14 protein-coding genes are annotated in these 15,536 nt (G+C 42.4%); 4 read left to right on the top strand and 10 right to left on the bottom strand.

The window, feature by feature from the left end:
- The first annotated feature begins 36 nt into the window (after positions 1–36).
- A complete protein-coding gene (locus tag ACEQZT_RS09465) occupies positions 37–453 on the top strand; it encodes a hypothetical protein (protein WP_370089191.1) in 417 nt (138 codons plus the stop codon).
- Here the strand turns inward: ACEQZT_RS09465 and ACEQZT_RS09460 are convergent.
- The 6 genes from ACEQZT_RS09460 to panB all read right to left on the bottom strand — a co-directional run bounded on the left by ACEQZT_RS09460 (position 450) and on the right by panB (position 8,535).
- A complete protein-coding gene (locus tag ACEQZT_RS09460; RefSeq protein ID WP_372530149.1) occupies positions 450–2,093 on the bottom strand; it encodes a hypothetical protein in 1,644 nt (547 codons plus the stop codon). The genes ACEQZT_RS09465 and ACEQZT_RS09460 overlap by 4 nt on opposite strands.
- Positions 2,093–3,367 carry an aminotransferase class V-fold PLP-dependent enzyme gene (locus tag ACEQZT_RS09455; RefSeq protein WP_370089189.1) on the bottom strand — a complete coding sequence of 425 codons (1,275 nt, stop codon included), beginning with the start codon at positions 3,365–3,367 and terminating at the stop codon, positions 2,093–2,095. Before ACEQZT_RS09455 ends, ACEQZT_RS09460 begins: the two co-directional genes overlap by 1 nt.
- A 148-nt stretch (positions 3,368–3,515) precedes the next feature.
- The gene (locus tag ACEQZT_RS09450; RefSeq protein ID WP_370089188.1) at positions 3,516–4,382 is read right to left on the bottom strand and encodes a hypothetical protein; all 867 of its coding nucleotides are present in this window, start codon (positions 4,380–4,382) and stop codon (positions 3,516–3,518) included.
- Positions 4,375–5,250: a hypothetical protein gene (locus ACEQZT_RS09445; RefSeq protein ID WP_370089187.1), complete on the bottom strand. Its 876-nt coding sequence runs from the start codon at positions 5,248–5,250 to the stop codon at positions 4,375–4,377. The genes ACEQZT_RS09450 and ACEQZT_RS09445 overlap by 8 nt, the downstream gene beginning before the upstream one ends.
- A 225-nt stretch (positions 5,251–5,475) precedes the next feature.
- Positions 5,476–7,692 (bottom strand): NADP-dependent isocitrate dehydrogenase, encoded by a 2,217-nt coding sequence (locus ACEQZT_RS09440; RefSeq protein WP_370089186.1) that lies wholly within the window; start codon positions 7,690–7,692, stop codon positions 5,476–5,478.
- Positions 7,693–7,719: 27 nt separating this feature from the next.
- A complete protein-coding gene (gene panB, locus ACEQZT_RS09435) occupies positions 7,720–8,535 on the bottom strand; it encodes a 3-methyl-2-oxobutanoate hydroxymethyltransferase (RefSeq protein WP_370089185.1) in 816 nt (271 codons plus the stop codon).
- A 113-nt stretch (positions 8,536–8,648) separates the two neighbouring features.
- Here panB and ACEQZT_RS09430 point away from each other — a divergent pair, with 113 nt between their 5' ends.
- Positions 8,649–9,101, top strand: coding sequence for a hypothetical protein (locus ACEQZT_RS09430; RefSeq protein WP_370089184.1), 453 nt, complete (start codon positions 8,649–8,651; stop codon positions 9,099–9,101).
- Between the two features lies 1 nt (position 9,102).
- Here the strand turns inward: ACEQZT_RS09430 and ACEQZT_RS09425 are convergent, their stop codons facing one another.
- Together ACEQZT_RS09425 and ACEQZT_RS09420 are read right to left on the bottom strand one after the other, a co-directional pair.
- Positions 9,103–9,513, bottom strand: a complete 411-nt coding sequence (locus ACEQZT_RS09425; protein WP_370089183.1) for a hypothetical protein — start codon at positions 9,511–9,513, stop codon at positions 9,103–9,105.
- A gap of 9 nt (positions 9,514–9,522) precedes the next feature.
- Positions 9,523–10,077, bottom strand: coding sequence for a thioredoxin family protein (locus ACEQZT_RS09420; protein ID WP_370089182.1), 555 nt, complete (start codon positions 10,075–10,077; stop codon positions 9,523–9,525).
- Between the two features lie 54 nt (positions 10,078–10,131).
- Here ACEQZT_RS09420 and ACEQZT_RS09415 point away from each other — a divergent pair, with 54 nt between their 5' ends.
- On the top strand, positions 10,132–11,778 hold the full coding sequence (locus ACEQZT_RS09415; RefSeq protein WP_370089181.1) for an amidohydrolase family protein: 1,647 nt from the start codon (positions 10,132–10,134) through the stop codon (positions 11,776–11,778).
- A 3-nt stretch (positions 11,779–11,781) separates the two neighbouring features.
- Complete coding sequence (locus tag ACEQZT_RS09410; RefSeq protein ID WP_370089180.1) at positions 11,782–12,753, top strand: tetratricopeptide repeat protein; 972 nt, start codon at positions 11,782–11,784, stop codon at positions 12,751–12,753.
- Here the strand turns inward: ACEQZT_RS09410 and ACEQZT_RS09405 are convergent.
- Together ACEQZT_RS09405 and aspS are read right to left on the bottom strand one after the other, a co-directional pair.
- A complete protein-coding gene (locus tag ACEQZT_RS09405) occupies positions 12,725–13,657 on the bottom strand; it encodes a glycerophosphodiester phosphodiesterase (RefSeq protein WP_370089179.1) in 933 nt (310 codons plus the stop codon). The genes ACEQZT_RS09410 and ACEQZT_RS09405 overlap by 29 nt on opposite strands.
- 50 nt (positions 13,658–13,707) lie before the next feature.
- The gene (aspS, locus tag ACEQZT_RS09400) at positions 13,708–15,465 is read right to left on the bottom strand and encodes an aspartate--tRNA ligase (protein WP_370089178.1); all 1,758 of its coding nucleotides are present in this window, start codon (positions 15,463–15,465) and stop codon (positions 13,708–13,710) included.
- Between the last annotated feature and the right edge of the window lie 71 nt (positions 15,466–15,536).

Here is a 15,536-nt window from a genome sequence, read left to right as displayed (position 1 = left end):
CGGGGATCATTTTAAGAACCAAAAAAATGAGAAAAAATGCCTTCATATCCTGTTAATCATAGCCTTTATGTTTTATTGTGGAATAAGTATAAGCCAGTGTTGGTGAAACTTATGCGCGATTCCGAGCAAGCTCCACAAGAGTATCAATTTATTCCTCACGAATTTCGTGACCTTAACGCCAAAGAAAAAGGTGGCCACTCTTTTACATTGGAAGCCCATAGAGGACGTGCAATCAACAACATTAAAATGTCTGTTGTAGCTCAGGATTTAATTGAAATTTTAGCCAAGTCAGCAACTGCATATGAGTTGATGGAGAGCGCAATCTATGAGTTTAAAATGGATAAACAGTATATGCTGACCGTAACCAAAAAAGAATTAAAGAAAGAGGAGCCAGCAGAAGATTCAGCAAGCCAGGAAGTAACTAAAGAGGTGAAAGAGAAAGAAGAAGCTTAATTTGTCTTCAACATTTCTTCTTTTGTCAACGAAATTGGGATATTTCCAATAGCGTTTAGCTCATCAAAGAATTCAAGCAGAACAAACGATTTGTTCTGCTTTTCTTTTTTACGGGCATACCCCATCATTGCATCTTCCAATAAATACTTTCCGGTGATATAACTGGTGCCATACCCCGGTTGACGCAAGTACAGATGTTGTTCAAAGATTAGGAGCTCCTTTTCCGTTTTCATCCAGCCTCTAGGTGTCCATTCCGAATGAATCTTTCCAGCCTCCTCCATGGTCATTTCATTCGCATGAGCATACAATGAGCCTAATCCACGAGCGGCCCGCTGAGCAATCATAATGTACACAATCTCCCGCACCCTTGGATCATCATCGTATAGACCCGCATCCATAAACATTTCTTCCACCGCTGTGGCTGTTCCTTCATTTCTGGAATCGAAAATATTGTAGAGCAATGGTCCCCTGCGGATTGGGCTTTCATTCGGTTCAGTATCCATCCTGGCCAACTCAAACCAGTGATAGAAATGAGAGTAAAGTGGTCTGGGGTCATGATGGGCTGTGATCCAAAAGAAGTTCCGTGTTTCTTCAGGGACAAATCCACCCAAATGTTCTCTTAGAGCAGGATCAAAATAATCCTTGACCGTAACGATAGAATCCTGATTCAGAAAATTGATCAGGCTCTCAGCCGATCGGTCAGCAAGGGCATCATATGCCTCTTCTGAATCCACAGGCTCTAGTTGAGGTAAAGTCCGATTGCGATGCTCTTCTAACTTGAGGGCTGACCATGCTCGTGCCAACTCTCGCTTAAGAATCATCACTTCATCTTCCCACGTCAACGGCACCAAGTGAACATTTTGAAGGTACCAGGTATAATTTTCCTTCCCAATTCCTGATGAACCTGTTTTATTAGGTACCTGATCTTTTAGCCAGGTAATGAAATCATCTGTAGAAATGATTGCCTCATCAATTGATGCAATGAGCTCTTCATCCTCATTGATGCCCGGCCATTCCTTAATCGTCTTTAGGTTTTCACTTTGAAATTCAATAGTACGGATGCCAGCAACCCATAAATCTCGAGCATTGCCCGTCAGGTTGGTCTTGGCCTGGGAATTGAGAGCAGGTATAACTTTCAAGTCGGTAAGCAACTGATCTCTTGAGGCGATATCCAATGGAAATTCATACTGCCATATTTCGGTGGTCCCATGATGAGTGGGGCCTTCATGCGCCGGCACATCACTACGATACATCCAAAGTGACTTATAAAAAGCAGGGTCTCGCTCCCAGGGCTTCAGTATCCGATAGTTAAAATCATAGCCATTCATTTCCGCCCAAACGATTTTCCAGTCAACCTTTTCTGGTACAGACCAGCCTGCTGTATCCATTGCCAAAAGTTTACTTTGGAGCTCCTTAAATTCTGCTTGCCTTATATCAAAAGTGACGCTTCTATAATCAGGAGCACCGTTATAAAGCGGTGGGTTTTCAAAACCCCGCCACTCTACAAATAACTCTACCAAATCATCATAGGTTGCTGGCTCTTTTTGGGTGGAATTATCTGCACTACTTTCTGGATTGTAAGGTGTACAGGCATATACTAAAATTACCAAAAAAGATATTTTACTTATTATTTTCATCATTATGCTAATTCAGAAATTACTTTGAGAGCTTTCTCAATTTCATTTTTCGAGTTGTAAATATGAACCGAGTGGCGAACTAAATCTTTACCTACCGATCTTGGCTGAAGTCGCTCCTTCTCCCACATTATTTTTTGCACTTCTGGACCGGTCAATCCTTTGACAGAATAGGTAGTAATGCCTGCGCACATTTCATCGTGAATTGAAGAATGAATGGTCACATGCTCCATTTGCTTTAACCCTGCTCTAAGGTGGTCTCCCAATTCCTTAATCCTTCCAATCCACCGATCTTCCCCTACCGTATTATAAAAATCTACCGCTGCATCATATCCTGTAATTAATGCTGGATTTCCTGTTCCATTTTGCATCAATCGGAACCCATGATCCTCCTGATTGTCCCAATTGTAGCTTGCAATTGTACTCCAGATATTTCCGACCACATCATTCCTGATAAATAGCAGCCCACTCCCAGGAGGCGCGAGCAGCCACTTATGCAAACTGGAGTAGTAAGCGTCACAACCAATTTCTTTCACATCCACTTTCACGTGCCCTACGCATTGAGCACCATCAATTATGGTGAAAATTCCACGTTTACGAGCTTCCCCACATATTTCCTTCACAGGCATGACTACCCCATATGCAGAAATAATGTGCGGAATAGCGATCACTCTTGTTTTGTCGGTCACTTCTTTAAAAATAGCGTCGAAGACCTCCTGCGGGTCGTTTGCCGGAATCGGAATAGTGGCCTGTTTATAAATGCATCCTTTTCGTTTGGCCAGCAGTTGCCAGACTGCAAACCCACCTCCATGTTCCAAATTGGTATTCAACAGCTCATCCCCTGCTTGAAGGTCTAGTCCCATCCCCACATAATTCATCCCAAAGGTGGCATTCTGTGTGAGTGATATTTCTTTGAAATCGGCATTGATGATTGCACCAAGTTTTTCTCTAAGCTCCTGATAGGGGAAATATCCACTAAGCAACTCCGGCCCTGACCCATCTTTATAATCAACCTCGGCACCATGCTTGGCATAGTGGCTCATGTGATCTATCACTTTTTGCAAAGTGTAGTTGGGAGTAGGTCCCATGGTGCCGTTGTTGAAGTAGGTCTGATCCTCTTTCAGAGCAAATTGCTTTCGGATGAGCTTCCAGTAATCCTGATCATTTAGCGAACTATCCTTAAGTTCATTTAACGAATGCTGACTTTCTGTGAAAGAAAAGAGAGGAAGTGTGAGTGCTCCAATTGCACTTTTCTGAAGAAATTCCCTTCGGTTGGTCATGACTGGTGAATTGGTGAATTCTAAAGATAATCAATGTGCATTTACTTATGTTTCCTTACCATCTCGCTGTAGACTCGTCCAAGGTTACATTCATCCGTCCTGCAGAAGGTAAAAGATGGATATCCGATTCCAGAAGTTATTTGTATAATCAGTCTTCTGAGGAAAGAATTTTACCAATTTTCCTCACCGTTGAGTCCAGTGCATTGGCATTTTTCTCTAATCCCTCCAGCGCTGGATTTTCATCTTTCAAGTGCTGTGTGATCGCTAAAATATTTGCAATTGGAGCTCTCACAAGATGAGCGTTTATAAATGAATATTCAAGGTCCTTTTGGTTCTCGTTGTTCAGCTGTTCTGTTCTACGATCTACAAGAACTTCAAGGTTCTGCTGGATCAGCTTTATTTCTTTGTTGTAATCTTCAAGTTCGGCGGACTTGATCATCAACTCCTTGTTTAGTTCATTATTCTGATGGTTTTGCATTTCAAGATCATTTCGCTCACGATCTATTGCGAGCTTGAAAACAATTAATAGAATTGCAATGATGATGAGGTTGAGAAAAAACTCAAAAAGCAAGTTCTGATACAGTATTTCACCAGAAATCGGAATTATGTCTGAAGTAAGTACAAAAATCAATGCCACCAGAATAACTGGAAATATGAACCGGTAAATGCCTCGGCTAATGGAAATTACAACGACTGATAGGACCGGAAAAATGTAAGCGGCTCCTCCCCTAACCCCAGCAGAAGTCATCCAGAAATAAACGAAAGCTGCGATTGTGAGTACACTAAATGCATTCATCAGGATGGGTCTTAGGCGCGGAAACTGCCTCAGGTAAAGCAATGTGACACTAGTCACCAAAAGAAAGATATCCAGTAGCAAATACTCTTTTTGAGAGGTATACGAAAGGTCAAAAACAATATTGATAACAAAATAGGGAGTAGCAATGGCCAGAGCAATCAGAAAAATTCTGTCCTCAAAATCAGCATCGAGTATCCATTTTTTAAGTTTCTTAATCATGCCCCTCAATCACTTTTTCTTTCAGCGCCCCAATTTCTGTTTTCAGCGAATTGCCTGATTTTCGAAGCATTTCCAAAAATGATCCATCCTGATTTTTCAATTCTACCCTGTCAATGGAAGCCATCGTCTTTTCAAAATTCTGATTGAGCTCAGTGGAAAGGATGGACAAATATTTTTCACGTCTCTTTTTCTGAGTATTTAGTGCCTTAGTTCGTTGAGAAACACGCCTATCTATTGCAAGGGTAAGCTCCTCAAGTATCACCTTTTGTTTTTCCAACTCCTGGCGTTTTTCGCTGAGCTCACGAGTTTTCATTTGCAGTTTATGCCTATTTTCTCTCAACCTGTCTCTTCTCTTCACCAAAACATACTTGGCATAAAAAGTAATGCCAATGATGCCCAGTGATGCAAAAATGAAATTCAGATCACTTGAATGCTTATCCTGATAGTTGCCTAAAAAGTCATATTGAACTTCTAGTAAAAGAATAGAAAGGAAAACTCCAGCAATTAAAATACTGGATAAATAAATCATCAGCCTACCCTTCAGTGAGAATATGATAAAGATGAGTCCCACAAAAATATTTTGCTCTATGCTAAGCTGGAGCCCGTTTGAAAAATGAAATGTGAAAATCAGCAATCCAATAAAAGGAACGTAGAAAAAACTCAGAACCCACAAAAAAGGAATTGAGGTTCGAAGTGCAACAATTGCGAAACAAAAAATGAGCGTGAAAGCAGCATCTGTATAGAAATCCGGATGACTACTGATATTATCTAAATCACCTATGACAGCCAATACAGACCTTATCAATCCCATGATGCAAGCAAACATCAAGACATTGTACTCAAACGGGTGTCTATTCGGATTTTCCAAGTTGGGTGATTAATAGGGCTCTTTAAAATAAGTAAACAAGGCTTTGTTTTCAATCCCATATCGACAAACGTCAAGTTTTAATGGTTAACTACAAAGCAAATTGAACACCGAGAGAGCATTAAGACATCTAAAAACTAATCGTGGACGATGAAACCTTCAGCTTAAATGAAACCCTTCAAAACAAAAAACCCGGCGAAAGGCCGGGTTATGTTGCTTAAATTATTTTTAAATAGAATCAATAATCTGATTGAGCGTGACGCTGGCCCTCATAGCCGCTGTGGCCATAGCTTCATTAGGTTGATAATAGCCCCCAATATCAACAGTTGATCCTTGTGCCGCAATCAACTCCTCATTGATTTTAGCTTCATTGGATGCAAGCTGCTGTGCCACAGATTCGAACGTAGACTTTAGCTCGGCATCCTCGTCTTGATTGGCCAACATTTCTGCCCAATACATGGCCAGGTAAAAATGGCTGCCTCGATTATCAATCTCATTCACCTTTCTGGACGGTGATTTATTCTCTTCCAAAAGTTTAGACGTTGCATTATCCAATGCATCAGCCATAATCTTCGCTTGCTTATTGTTGTATTTTTCGCTCAGGTGCTCTAGAGAAACAGCCAAGGCTAAAAATTCGCCGAGCGAATCCCAGCGAAGGTGGCCCTCCTCTACAAATTGCTGAACGTGCTTAGGAGCTGATCCGCCAGCTCCTGTTTCAAACAGACCTCCACCGTTCATTAGGGGAACAATGGATAGCATCTTGGCGCTTGTGCCCACCTCTAAAATTGGGAAAAGATCTGTGAGGTAATCTCGAAGTACATTCCCAGTAACTGAGATGGTATCTTGTCCTTTTCTTATTCTATTCACTGAAAATTTAGTGGCCTCCACTGGCGACATGATGTGAATCTCCAATCCGGATGTGTCGTGATCTTTTAAATATTGCTCCACTTTTTTGATCAGCTGAGCATCGTGAGCTCTACTCTTATCCAACCAGAAAACCGCAGGTACACCTGTCGCTCTAGCTCGATTGACTGCTAGCTTCACCCAATCCTGAATAGGTGCATCTTTTACCTGACACATACGGAAAATGTCACCCTCGTGAACCTCCTGCTCCAGCAACACATTTCCTGAAGAATCAGTTACCTGCACCTTACCTGCTTTATCAAACTGGAATGTTTTGTCATGCGAACCATACTCCTCAGCCTTTTGCGCCATCAACCCTACGTTTGGCACGCTACCCATGGTAGTTGGATCATAGGCACCATTTGCCTTACAATCATCGATCACTGCCTGATAAACTCCGGAATAGCATCTATCTGGAATCACCGCCTTGGTGTCCTGCGTCTTGTTGTCTTTGTTCCACATCTGACCGGAAGTTCGGATCATCGCCGGCATTGAGGCATCAATGATTACATCACTTGGTACATGTAGGTTGGTAATTCCTTTATCAGAATTTACCATAGCCAGTGCAGGACGTGTCTCATACACCTTGTCTATAGCTGCTTCTACTTCTTTTCTTTTAGCATCATCCAAAGACTGGATTTTGCTATATACATCACCTATCCCATTTTTTGAATCCACACCTAGTTCTTCGAAAAGAGCTGCATACTTTTCAAAAACATCTTTGTAATACACCTCCACTGCAGCTCCAAAAATGATAGGGTCAGACACCTTCATCATCGTGGCTTTCATGTGCAATGAGAAAAGTAGGTTTTTAGCTTTTGCATCCTCAATTTCGTTCTCGATAAATGTCTTCAGCTTACCCATATTCATCACCGACGCATCTATCACTTCACCAGCCTGTAGCGCAAAGCTGTCCTTCAGCACTTTCTTATTTCCGCTGGCGTCCTGAAATTCAATTTTCACTTCAGTGGCATTTTCTAGCGTGGTTGATTTTTCACTTCCAAAAAAATCACCTTCACTCATGCTTGCTACATGAGATTTGGAGTCAGCAGCCCATTTACCCATAGAATGGGGAAACTTTCTGGCAAAGTTTTTCACCGCTTTAGGAGCTCTCCGATCTGAATTTCCCTCTCGTAAGACTGGATTAACTGCACTTCCCTTCACTTTGTCATACCGAGACTTAATGTCTTTCTCTTTAGCATCTTTAGGATCATCCGGATAGTCTGGCAAGGCATATCCCTGAGACTGAAGTTCTTTAATGGCTCCTTTCAGCTGTGGAATAGACGCACTGATATTTGGCAACTTGATAATGTTTGCTTCAGGTGTTTTGGCAATTTCCCCCAATTCGGTAAGTGCATCCCCAATACGCTGATCCTCATTCAAAAACTCAGGGAATAATGCAATGATCCTTCCCGCCAGGGAAATATCCCGAGTTTCTACCTCTACCCCAGCCTTCCCTGTAAAAGCCTTCACGATAGGTAAAAATGATTTGGTCGCTAAAGCAGGCGCTTCGTCTGTGTGTGTGTAAATGATCTTTGCCATTGATTTCTTTCTCTTGGTTTTAATTGACTAATATGACTCTTTTTCGTTGGGGAATTTTTGGGATTTAATGTCGGAAACGTAGTTCTCGAAGGCTTCTTTCATGATCTTGTTCAGATCTGCGTATTGCCTAAGAAAACGAGGTTTAAAATCTTGGGTGATGCCGAGCATATCGTGAACAACCAGTACCTGACCATCAGTATCCGGCCCGGCTCCTATGCCGATAGTGGGTATGGAAATAGACTCTGAAACTTTTTTAGCAAGCTTAGAAGGAATCTTTTCAAGTACGATTGCAAAACAACCGAGTTGTTCGAGAATTTTAGCATCCTCGATCAGCTTTTTTGCTTCCTCCTCCTCCTTTGCTCTCACAGTATATGTGCCAAATTTGTAAATGGACTGTGGGGTCAATCCCAGATGTCCCATGACCGGGATTCCTGCTGATAAAACCCGCGTGATACTATCTTTGATCTCCACGCCACCTTCCATTTTCACAGCATGTCCGCCAGACTCCTTCATGATTCGGATGCAAGATCGAAGGGCCTCAGACGAGCTACCCTGATAGCTCCCAAAAGGAACGTCTACAACCACCAAAGCTCTATTCACAGCTTTCACTACCGAGGTGGCATGCCAGATCATATGATCCAATGTGATTGGTAGAGTAGTTTCATTTCCCGCCATCACATTCGATGCGCTATCACCTACCAAAATGACATCAACTCCAGCCTGATCAATGATCTTAGCCATGGAGTAATCATATGCAGTAAGCATGGATATTTTCTCACCTTTGGACTTCATCTCCTGAAGCTGGTGGGTGGTTACGATTTTTATTTTTCCTTGTACACTCATGGCATAAAATGGATGCGCAATTTACATAATCGACAATGGACTTTAAAATAACCCAAAACTGTGACGTGGCATTTAATTTGATGTAAATTGACCAAATCAATATTGAAAATTAAATGAAACTACTTTCACTCACCTTTGTATTTTTCGCCACTGTGTTGACTAACTGTCAAGAAGAGGTGCAAAGTTCAGATATCACAAAAATTGAATTTGGAACAAGCTTTGGAATGTGTGCCGGATATTGCACGAAGACATTGACGCTGACAAATGATCTTGCTCAAAAAACAGTTACCCCCAGAGTCAATCAAAACCTGGAAGAGAAGACATGCTCCACCATTTATAGTGGATTTAACTCATTATCTGCAAAAATTGACAGACAAGCATTTTTAGAACTAGAAGAAACCATCGGCTGTCCTGATTGCGCTGATGGCGGTGCAGAATGGATCGAAATAACCACTCCGGAGGGAAGTAAGAGAGTGACCTTCGAATATGGGAAAGAGCCCGGGGCTGTAAAATCCTTCATAGGTGAACTGAGAAAATATTACGATCAATTGGGTGAGTGTAATTGATCTATTTGCCCCAAAGATTGTATTTGTCTTTGATCGAAATAATAATGTATGCCGACTCATATGACTGAATCTGACTTGGTTTCTCACCAAAACATACTATATGTGTCCTATTAGATGGTTTTGTTATAGTTCTGATCGAGCTTGAATTTCCTTCGATTGAATAAGATTCATTCTCATCTGAGTCGATAATGGAAAAAAATGGAAATCCATTTTCTTGCGCAACTTCAGCACATCGAAGTAGTGCAAAATCAGTAGATCTTTCGGAAGATGTGAATCCGTTTCCACTAAATCTCACAATAAACTCGTTCTCAGACAATCTTGTACTAGAATAACCTCCAAGGAGGTTATTGCCTTTATATGGCGTAGCGCAACTTGCAATTGCCAACATACCTATTGTAATCAATGCTTTCATATTTTAACATCACTTCCATTTAATACTACAACCAATACTAGGCTTTTGGTCCTCAATTATAGGCTCATCTTCCAGGTGAGCCTCAAGGGCATTGACTAAATCATCTCCGGTTACGGGCTCTGGATTTCCCGGTGTACTTGCATCAAACCTGCCACGATAGATGCACTTCAGATCTTCATCAAATACAAAAAAATCCGGCGTGCAAGCTGCCTGATAGGCTTTCGCCACTTCCTGGGTTTCGTCATATAGGTATGGGAAACAAAAATCGAATTCCTCTGCCTGAGCACGCAATCCTTCAGGCCCATCTTCCGGGTATGTACTGGCATCATTGGATGAAATAGCCACAAATCCCATCTTCAAATCACTGTATTGTCTTGCAATCACCGCAATCTCTTCCTCAATATTTTTTACATAGGGACAGTGAGCACATATAAACATCACCACCAATCCATATTCCAACCGCACATCGTTGAGTGTTTTATTAGTTCCGGATATTACATCCGGTAAATTAAAATCTGGCGCTACCGTACCAAGCGGCATCATATTCGATTCTACTGCTGCCATACTTTCGAATTGATTATTTTTAAATCTGAGCTAAAAGTTAATACAAGACAACCCATGAAAAAATTCATTTTGACCCTTTTCACGATTTCAGTCCTGCATACTGCTGTGGCACAAATCACCCCCGCCCCATCAAGAACTGATGGAGATGGACCATATGATATGACCATAATCAGGGGTGCAACCGTGATCAATGGGAATGGGGCACCTCCTATCGGACCTGTAGATATTGTGATCGAAAAGAACAAGATTACCAAAGTGCAAGTAGTCGGCTATCCGGGTGTTGAAATAAATCCTGATCGCAGACCAAAACTCGAGGGTAATGGAATGGAAATAGATGCTGAAGGCATGTATGTGCTACCAGGATTTGTAGATATGCACGGACACATCGGGGGCACCAGTCAGGGTACTCCTGCTGAATATGTCTTCAAGCTTTGGTTGGCGCATGGTATCACTACCATCCGGGATCCATCCGCTGGCAATGGGCTGGACTGGGTATTGCGACATAAGAACCGAAGCATCAATAACGAAATCACTGCACCTCGGATTTTAGCATATACATCATTCGGTCAAAATCTTGAAGATGTGGAAATCGTCCGAAACCTGGCAAACGAACGCACGGTAGGATCTGAGGTTTTAAAAGGGCCAATCACAAATGCAGAAGAAGCAATTTCCTGGGTCAGAGCAAATTACAGACGAGGTGCGGATGGTATCAAGTTTTTTGGTGCTTCTCCTGAAGTTATGGAAGCTGCACTAAAGGAAAATAAGCGTCTTGGCTTGGGATCCGCGTGCCATCACGCCCAACTTAATGTTGGATGGTGGAATGTGCTGAACTCTGCGGAAGCAGGGCTGACTACAATGGAGCATTGGTACGGTTTGCCAGAGGCGCTTTTTGACGATAGAATAGTGCAGGACTATCCCGTAGACTACAACTACCAAAATGAGCAAGACCGATTTGGGGAAGCTGGAAAACTTTGGAAACAGGCCGCCAAGCCGTATTCTGAAAAGTGGAATGCTGTGATGAATCGATTGCTCGAACTGGACTTTACCCTGGATCCTACATTCAATATATATGAAGCAAGCAGAGACCTGATGCGATCTAGAAATGCAGACTGGCACAAGGACTACACATTACCATCACTCTGGGAGTTTTATCAGCCGAGTAAGGTGTCGCACGGGTCTTATTGGCACTTCTGGGGAACGGAAGAAGAAGTGGCCTGGAAAGAAAACTATAAGCTATGGATGACCTTCGTCAATGAGTATAAAAATCGTGGTGGTCGTGTTACTACAGGTTCCGATTCAGGCTTCATTTTTCAGCTGTATGGTTTTGCCTACATACGCGAACTTGAGCTCTTGAGAGAGGCTGGCTTCCACCCCTTAGAGGTAATACGCTCAGCTACCTTACTTGGAGCACAGGCTTTGGGTATGGAAAAAGAGATTGGTACCATTGAGGTTGGAAAGCTGGCAGATTTGGTAATTGTGGAAGAGAATCCTCTGGCAAATCTGAAAGTGCTGTATGGTACCGGAGCTATTAAATTGACAGATGATAATGAGGTGACACGAGTGGGTGGCGTGAAATACACGATTAAAGATGGTGTGGTTTATGATGCCAAGGAACTACTTAAAGATGTGCGTGAAATGGTAAAAGAAGCCAAGAATGGCGAAGATTTGAAACAACCCGGGTATCCAAACTGGAAAGAATAAACTATGAAACTAAAAACATTAATCGCTCTTCCAATTATCCTAATTGCCTGCCAGCAAGGAGATAGTACTGAAAGTACTGAAACAGCATCGTTACAAGAAAGAGACCCAACCAAAATCTACAATCTGATGGGTGAGGAATTGCTGCCTGCAAAATTATCACCTGCAGATAGTGCAAAACTTGAGCAAGATGTGCAGGCAGCTAAAGCAGCCTTTGAGGCTTATCCAGACAGTCTGGATCTGATCATATGGTATGGTCGTAGACTGGCATATCAGGGTAAATATCTGGAGGCCATTTATACCTATACAAAAGGACTGGAAAAATTTCCAACCTCACATCGCCTTAGGCGGCATAGGGGACATAGATATATCACCACTCGTCAGCTTGATAAGGCAGTGAATGATTACGAAATGGCTGCTTTTTATAGCATAAACGCCAAAAATGCCATCGAGCCAGATGGAATTCCTAACAAACTCAACACGCCCCTGGGTAATGATAAATTTAATATCTGGTATCACTATGGTTTGGCCCATTACCTCAATGGAAGATACGATAAAGCCATTTCCGCCTACAAGAAGTGTATGGAGTTCAGTGATAATGATGACCTGCTTGTGGCAACCACCTATTGGCTCTACATGACCTATAAAAAAATTGGAAATGCAGAACTAGCAGAGAACCTCCTCTCTGAGATATCTGGCAACATGACAATAGTGGAAAATGATGCCTACCTTGACTTACTACTTCTTTTCAAGGGGGATAAAAGTGTAGAGGAACTGACGGCTAAAGCTTTACCAGAAAATGGAGCTATTGATCCTACCCGGGGATATGGTATTGGTAACTACTATCAGCAGCAGGGCAACATTGAGAAGGCCAACGAAGTATTTCTAAAGGTGTTGGAGAGCCCAAGTTGGGCTTCATTTGGGTACATCGCAGCAGAAGCCGAGTTGGCTACTGCTTTTCCTGTCCCAATCTCCTGATTTCATTTCTCAGCTGAATCGCAATGTTGGGGTAGTCCGTAATGATACCATCTACACCAGCGTTTAGCATTTTCACCATATCCTCCCGCGTATTTACAGGGTAAGCATGCACTTGATACCCCTTTGCATGCATCTGAAATACACGTCTGGGTGAAAGTGTCTCCCACTGAGGGTTGATAGCTTTCATCCGGTTGCTTTCTTTAGCACGGCCCATATGTATACGTGTCTCCAGATAAAACGCAATTAATGGAGCTGAATCTTCGCCCACAATCAATGCCTTGGTTTGGATATATGGATCGAGTTCATGCACCTCATCCAGATACTTTGGTTCGTAAGATTGAAGGATAATCCAGTCTTCACCATTCTCCTCACTCATGACCACCTCTACCAATTTCTCGGCAAAATCATGGTAATGCGGGTGATCCATGTGTTTGATCTCAATCAAAACAGTCACCTGGCCATCAATAAAGTCCAAGACTTCCTTAAGCGTAGGTATCCGCTCATCGGCATAGTGTGAATCATACCACGACCCAACATCAAACTGTTTGATCTCCTCCAAAGTGAAGTCGTGCACATCACCTGTCACTGGATTTCCAAGGGTATCTCGAGCAATCCGATCCAGTCGTTGATCATGGAAAACAATGATTTCCTCATCTTTTGTGTGCCTTACATCCAACTCAATTTGATCCACTCCCATATCCAGTGCTTTCTTGAATGCTGCCATGGTATTTTCAGGTGCCAGACCGGAAGCTCCCTTATGTGCAATAATTTGAAATTCTTCCCCAGCTAGCCTGTCTATTGACGTGCTGGCGAAAAAATTTCTATAAAACCAGGGTTCGAATAGGGATAAAGCGCCAAACAATATAAAGAACGGGGCGGAGTATAGAAGAAATTTCTTGGTCATCAGGTGTGATTATTTAACCGGAAAAGTTACTAAAAAAGAACCAAATACTACTATTCTGTTGGTTTCACCAAATTAATGCCTAGCTCCGCAAGCTGTTCATCTGAAATATGGGATGGTGAATCTATCATCACATCTCTGCCTGCGTTGTTCTTTGGAAAAGCGATAAAGTCCCGAATGCTTTGCTCACCAGCCATGATGGCACATAGTCTGTCAAACCCGAATGCTACTCCTCCATGTGGTGGGGCTCCATATTCAAACGCACCCATCAGAAAACCAAACTGTTCTTCAGCTTCCTCCTTAGAGAAACCAAGCACTTCAAACATCCTTGCCTGCATTGCTCGATCGTGAATACGAATGGATCCTCCTCCTGCTTCTACACCATTAATGACCATGTCATATGCATTTGCACGAACAGCTCCTGGATCGGAATCAAGTTTTGGCACATCCTCTGGTTTTGGAGCAGTAAATGGGTGGTGCATCGCATGGTATCGATTCGTTTCCTCATCCCATTCCAACAATGGAAAATCGAGCACCCAGGCGGCAGCCACTTTGTTCTTATCTCTCAGACCTAAAGTCTCGCCCATTTCAAGACGAAGTTCATTAAGTGCCTTTCTTGTTTGATTAGCTTCTCCAGCAAGAATTAAAAGCAAATCACCAGCCTTTGCGCCAAACTTTTCAGCCCATCCCTTCAATGCATCCTGATCGAAGAATTTATCCACAGAGGACTTGAAGGTTCCGTCTTCATTGCATTTCACATAAACCAGTCCCTTTGCTCCTATTTGTGGCTTTTTCACAAAATCTGTTAAAGCATCCAACTGTTTTCGTGTGTACTCTGCACATCCTTGAGCATTAATTCCCACGACCAATTCGGCACTATCGAAAACAACAAATCCTTTTCCCTGAGCAAGATCATTCAGCTCGCAAAACTCCATTCCAAATCTTAAATCAGGCTTATCAGAGCCATACTTACTCATAGCTTCATCATATGAAATTCGCTGAAAGTCTCCTAACTCAACCCCCTTTATTTCTTTATAAAGGAATTTAGTCATGCCCTCAAAGGTTTGAAGCACATCTTCCTGCTCCACAAAAGCCATCTCACAATCTATTTGTGTAAACTCTGGCTGACGATCAGCTCGCAGATCCTCATCACGAAAACACTTAACAATCTGAAAGTAGCGATCCATGCCTGCTACCATCAATAGTTGCTTGAAGGTTTGTGGTGATTGTGGAAGCGCATAAAACTCGTTCGCATTCATTCGCGAAGGCACTACAAAATCACGTGCTCCTTCTGGGGTGGATTTTATTAAATAAGGTGTTTCCACCTCAACAAATAACTCTTTATTTAAATACTCACGCACCTTTTGCATCATGGCGTGACGAAGCTGTAGCTTTTCTTTTACCGGATTTCGTCTGATGTCCAGGTAACGGTATTTCATACGCAAATCCTCGCCCCCGTCTGTCTCATCCTCGATGGTAAATGGCGGCACTTTAGACCCGTTAAGCAATTCCAGCTTACTGACACGAATCTCAATATCACCTGTTGCCATCTTGTCATTTTTAGAATAGCGCTCCACCACTTCGCCCGTGGCTTTCACCACAAACTCACGACCTGTTTTCTTTGCCTGATCAATAATGTTTTGATCTGTCACACCTTCTTCAAAAATCAGCTGAGTGATCCCATATCGATCTCTTAAATCCAACCAAACCACTCCTCCCTTGTCTCGCTGCTTTTGTACCCATCCACAAAGGGTTACTGTTTTCCCAACATGATCTTTTCTTAGTTCTCCACAGGTGTGTGTGCGTAACATAAATCTTCTATAATTGATATTTGAAAAAGAGGTGCAAAAGTAAGCCTTGATTAATAGGATTTATAAGATTC

The organism is Ekhidna sp. (assembly GCF_964218185.1).
Lineage (GTDB): Bacteria > Bacteroidota > Bacteroidia > Cytophagales > Cyclobacteriaceae > Ekhidna.
This window is presented reverse-complemented; position numbering and strand designations above follow the sequence as displayed.

What these genes read in the sequence shown, in the direction of transcription:
- ACEQZT_RS09440 (WP_370089186.1), bottom strand. Translation starts at nt 7,692, where the DNA reads ATGGCAAAGATCATTTACACACACACAGACGAAGCGCCTGCTTTAGCG.
- ACEQZT_RS09460 (WP_372530149.1), bottom strand. Translation starts at nt 2,093, where the DNA reads ATGATGAAAATAATAAGTAAAATATCTTTTTTGGTAATTTTAGTATAT.
- ACEQZT_RS09420 (WP_370089182.1), bottom strand. Translation starts at nt 10,077, where the DNA reads ATGGCAGCAGTAGAATCGAATATGATGCCGCTTGGTACGGTAGCGCCA.
- ACEQZT_RS09425 (WP_370089183.1), bottom strand. Translation starts at nt 9,513, where the DNA reads ATGAAAGCATTGATTACAATAGGTATGTTGGCAATTGCAAGTTGCGCT.
- panB (WP_370089185.1), bottom strand. Translation starts at nt 8,535, where the DNA reads ATGAGTGTACAAGGAAAAATAAAAATCGTAACCACCCACCAGCTTCAG.
- aspS (WP_370089178.1), bottom strand. Translation starts at nt 15,465, where the DNA reads ATGTTACGCACACACACCTGTGGAGAACTAAGAAAAGATCATGTTGGG.
- ACEQZT_RS09405 (WP_370089179.1), bottom strand. Translation starts at nt 13,657, where the DNA reads ATGACCAAGAAATTTCTTCTATACTCCGCCCCGTTCTTTATATTGTTT.
- ACEQZT_RS09410 (WP_370089180.1), top strand. Translation starts at nt 11,782, where the DNA reads ATGAAACTAAAAACATTAATCGCTCTTCCAATTATCCTAATTGCCTGC.
- ACEQZT_RS09415 (WP_370089181.1), top strand. Translation starts at nt 10,132, where the DNA reads ATGAAAAAATTCATTTTGACCCTTTTCACGATTTCAGTCCTGCATACT.
- ACEQZT_RS09450 (WP_370089188.1), bottom strand. Translation starts at nt 4,382, where the DNA reads ATGATTAAGAAACTTAAAAAATGGATACTCGATGCTGATTTTGAGGAC.
- ACEQZT_RS09465 (WP_370089191.1), top strand. Translation starts at nt 37, where the DNA reads ATGCCTTCATATCCTGTTAATCATAGCCTTTATGTTTTATTGTGGAAT.
- ACEQZT_RS09430 (WP_370089184.1), top strand. Translation starts at nt 8,649, where the DNA reads ATGAAACTACTTTCACTCACCTTTGTATTTTTCGCCACTGTGTTGACT.
- ACEQZT_RS09455 (WP_370089189.1), bottom strand. Translation starts at nt 3,367, where the DNA reads ATGACCAACCGAAGGGAATTTCTTCAGAAAAGTGCAATTGGAGCACTC.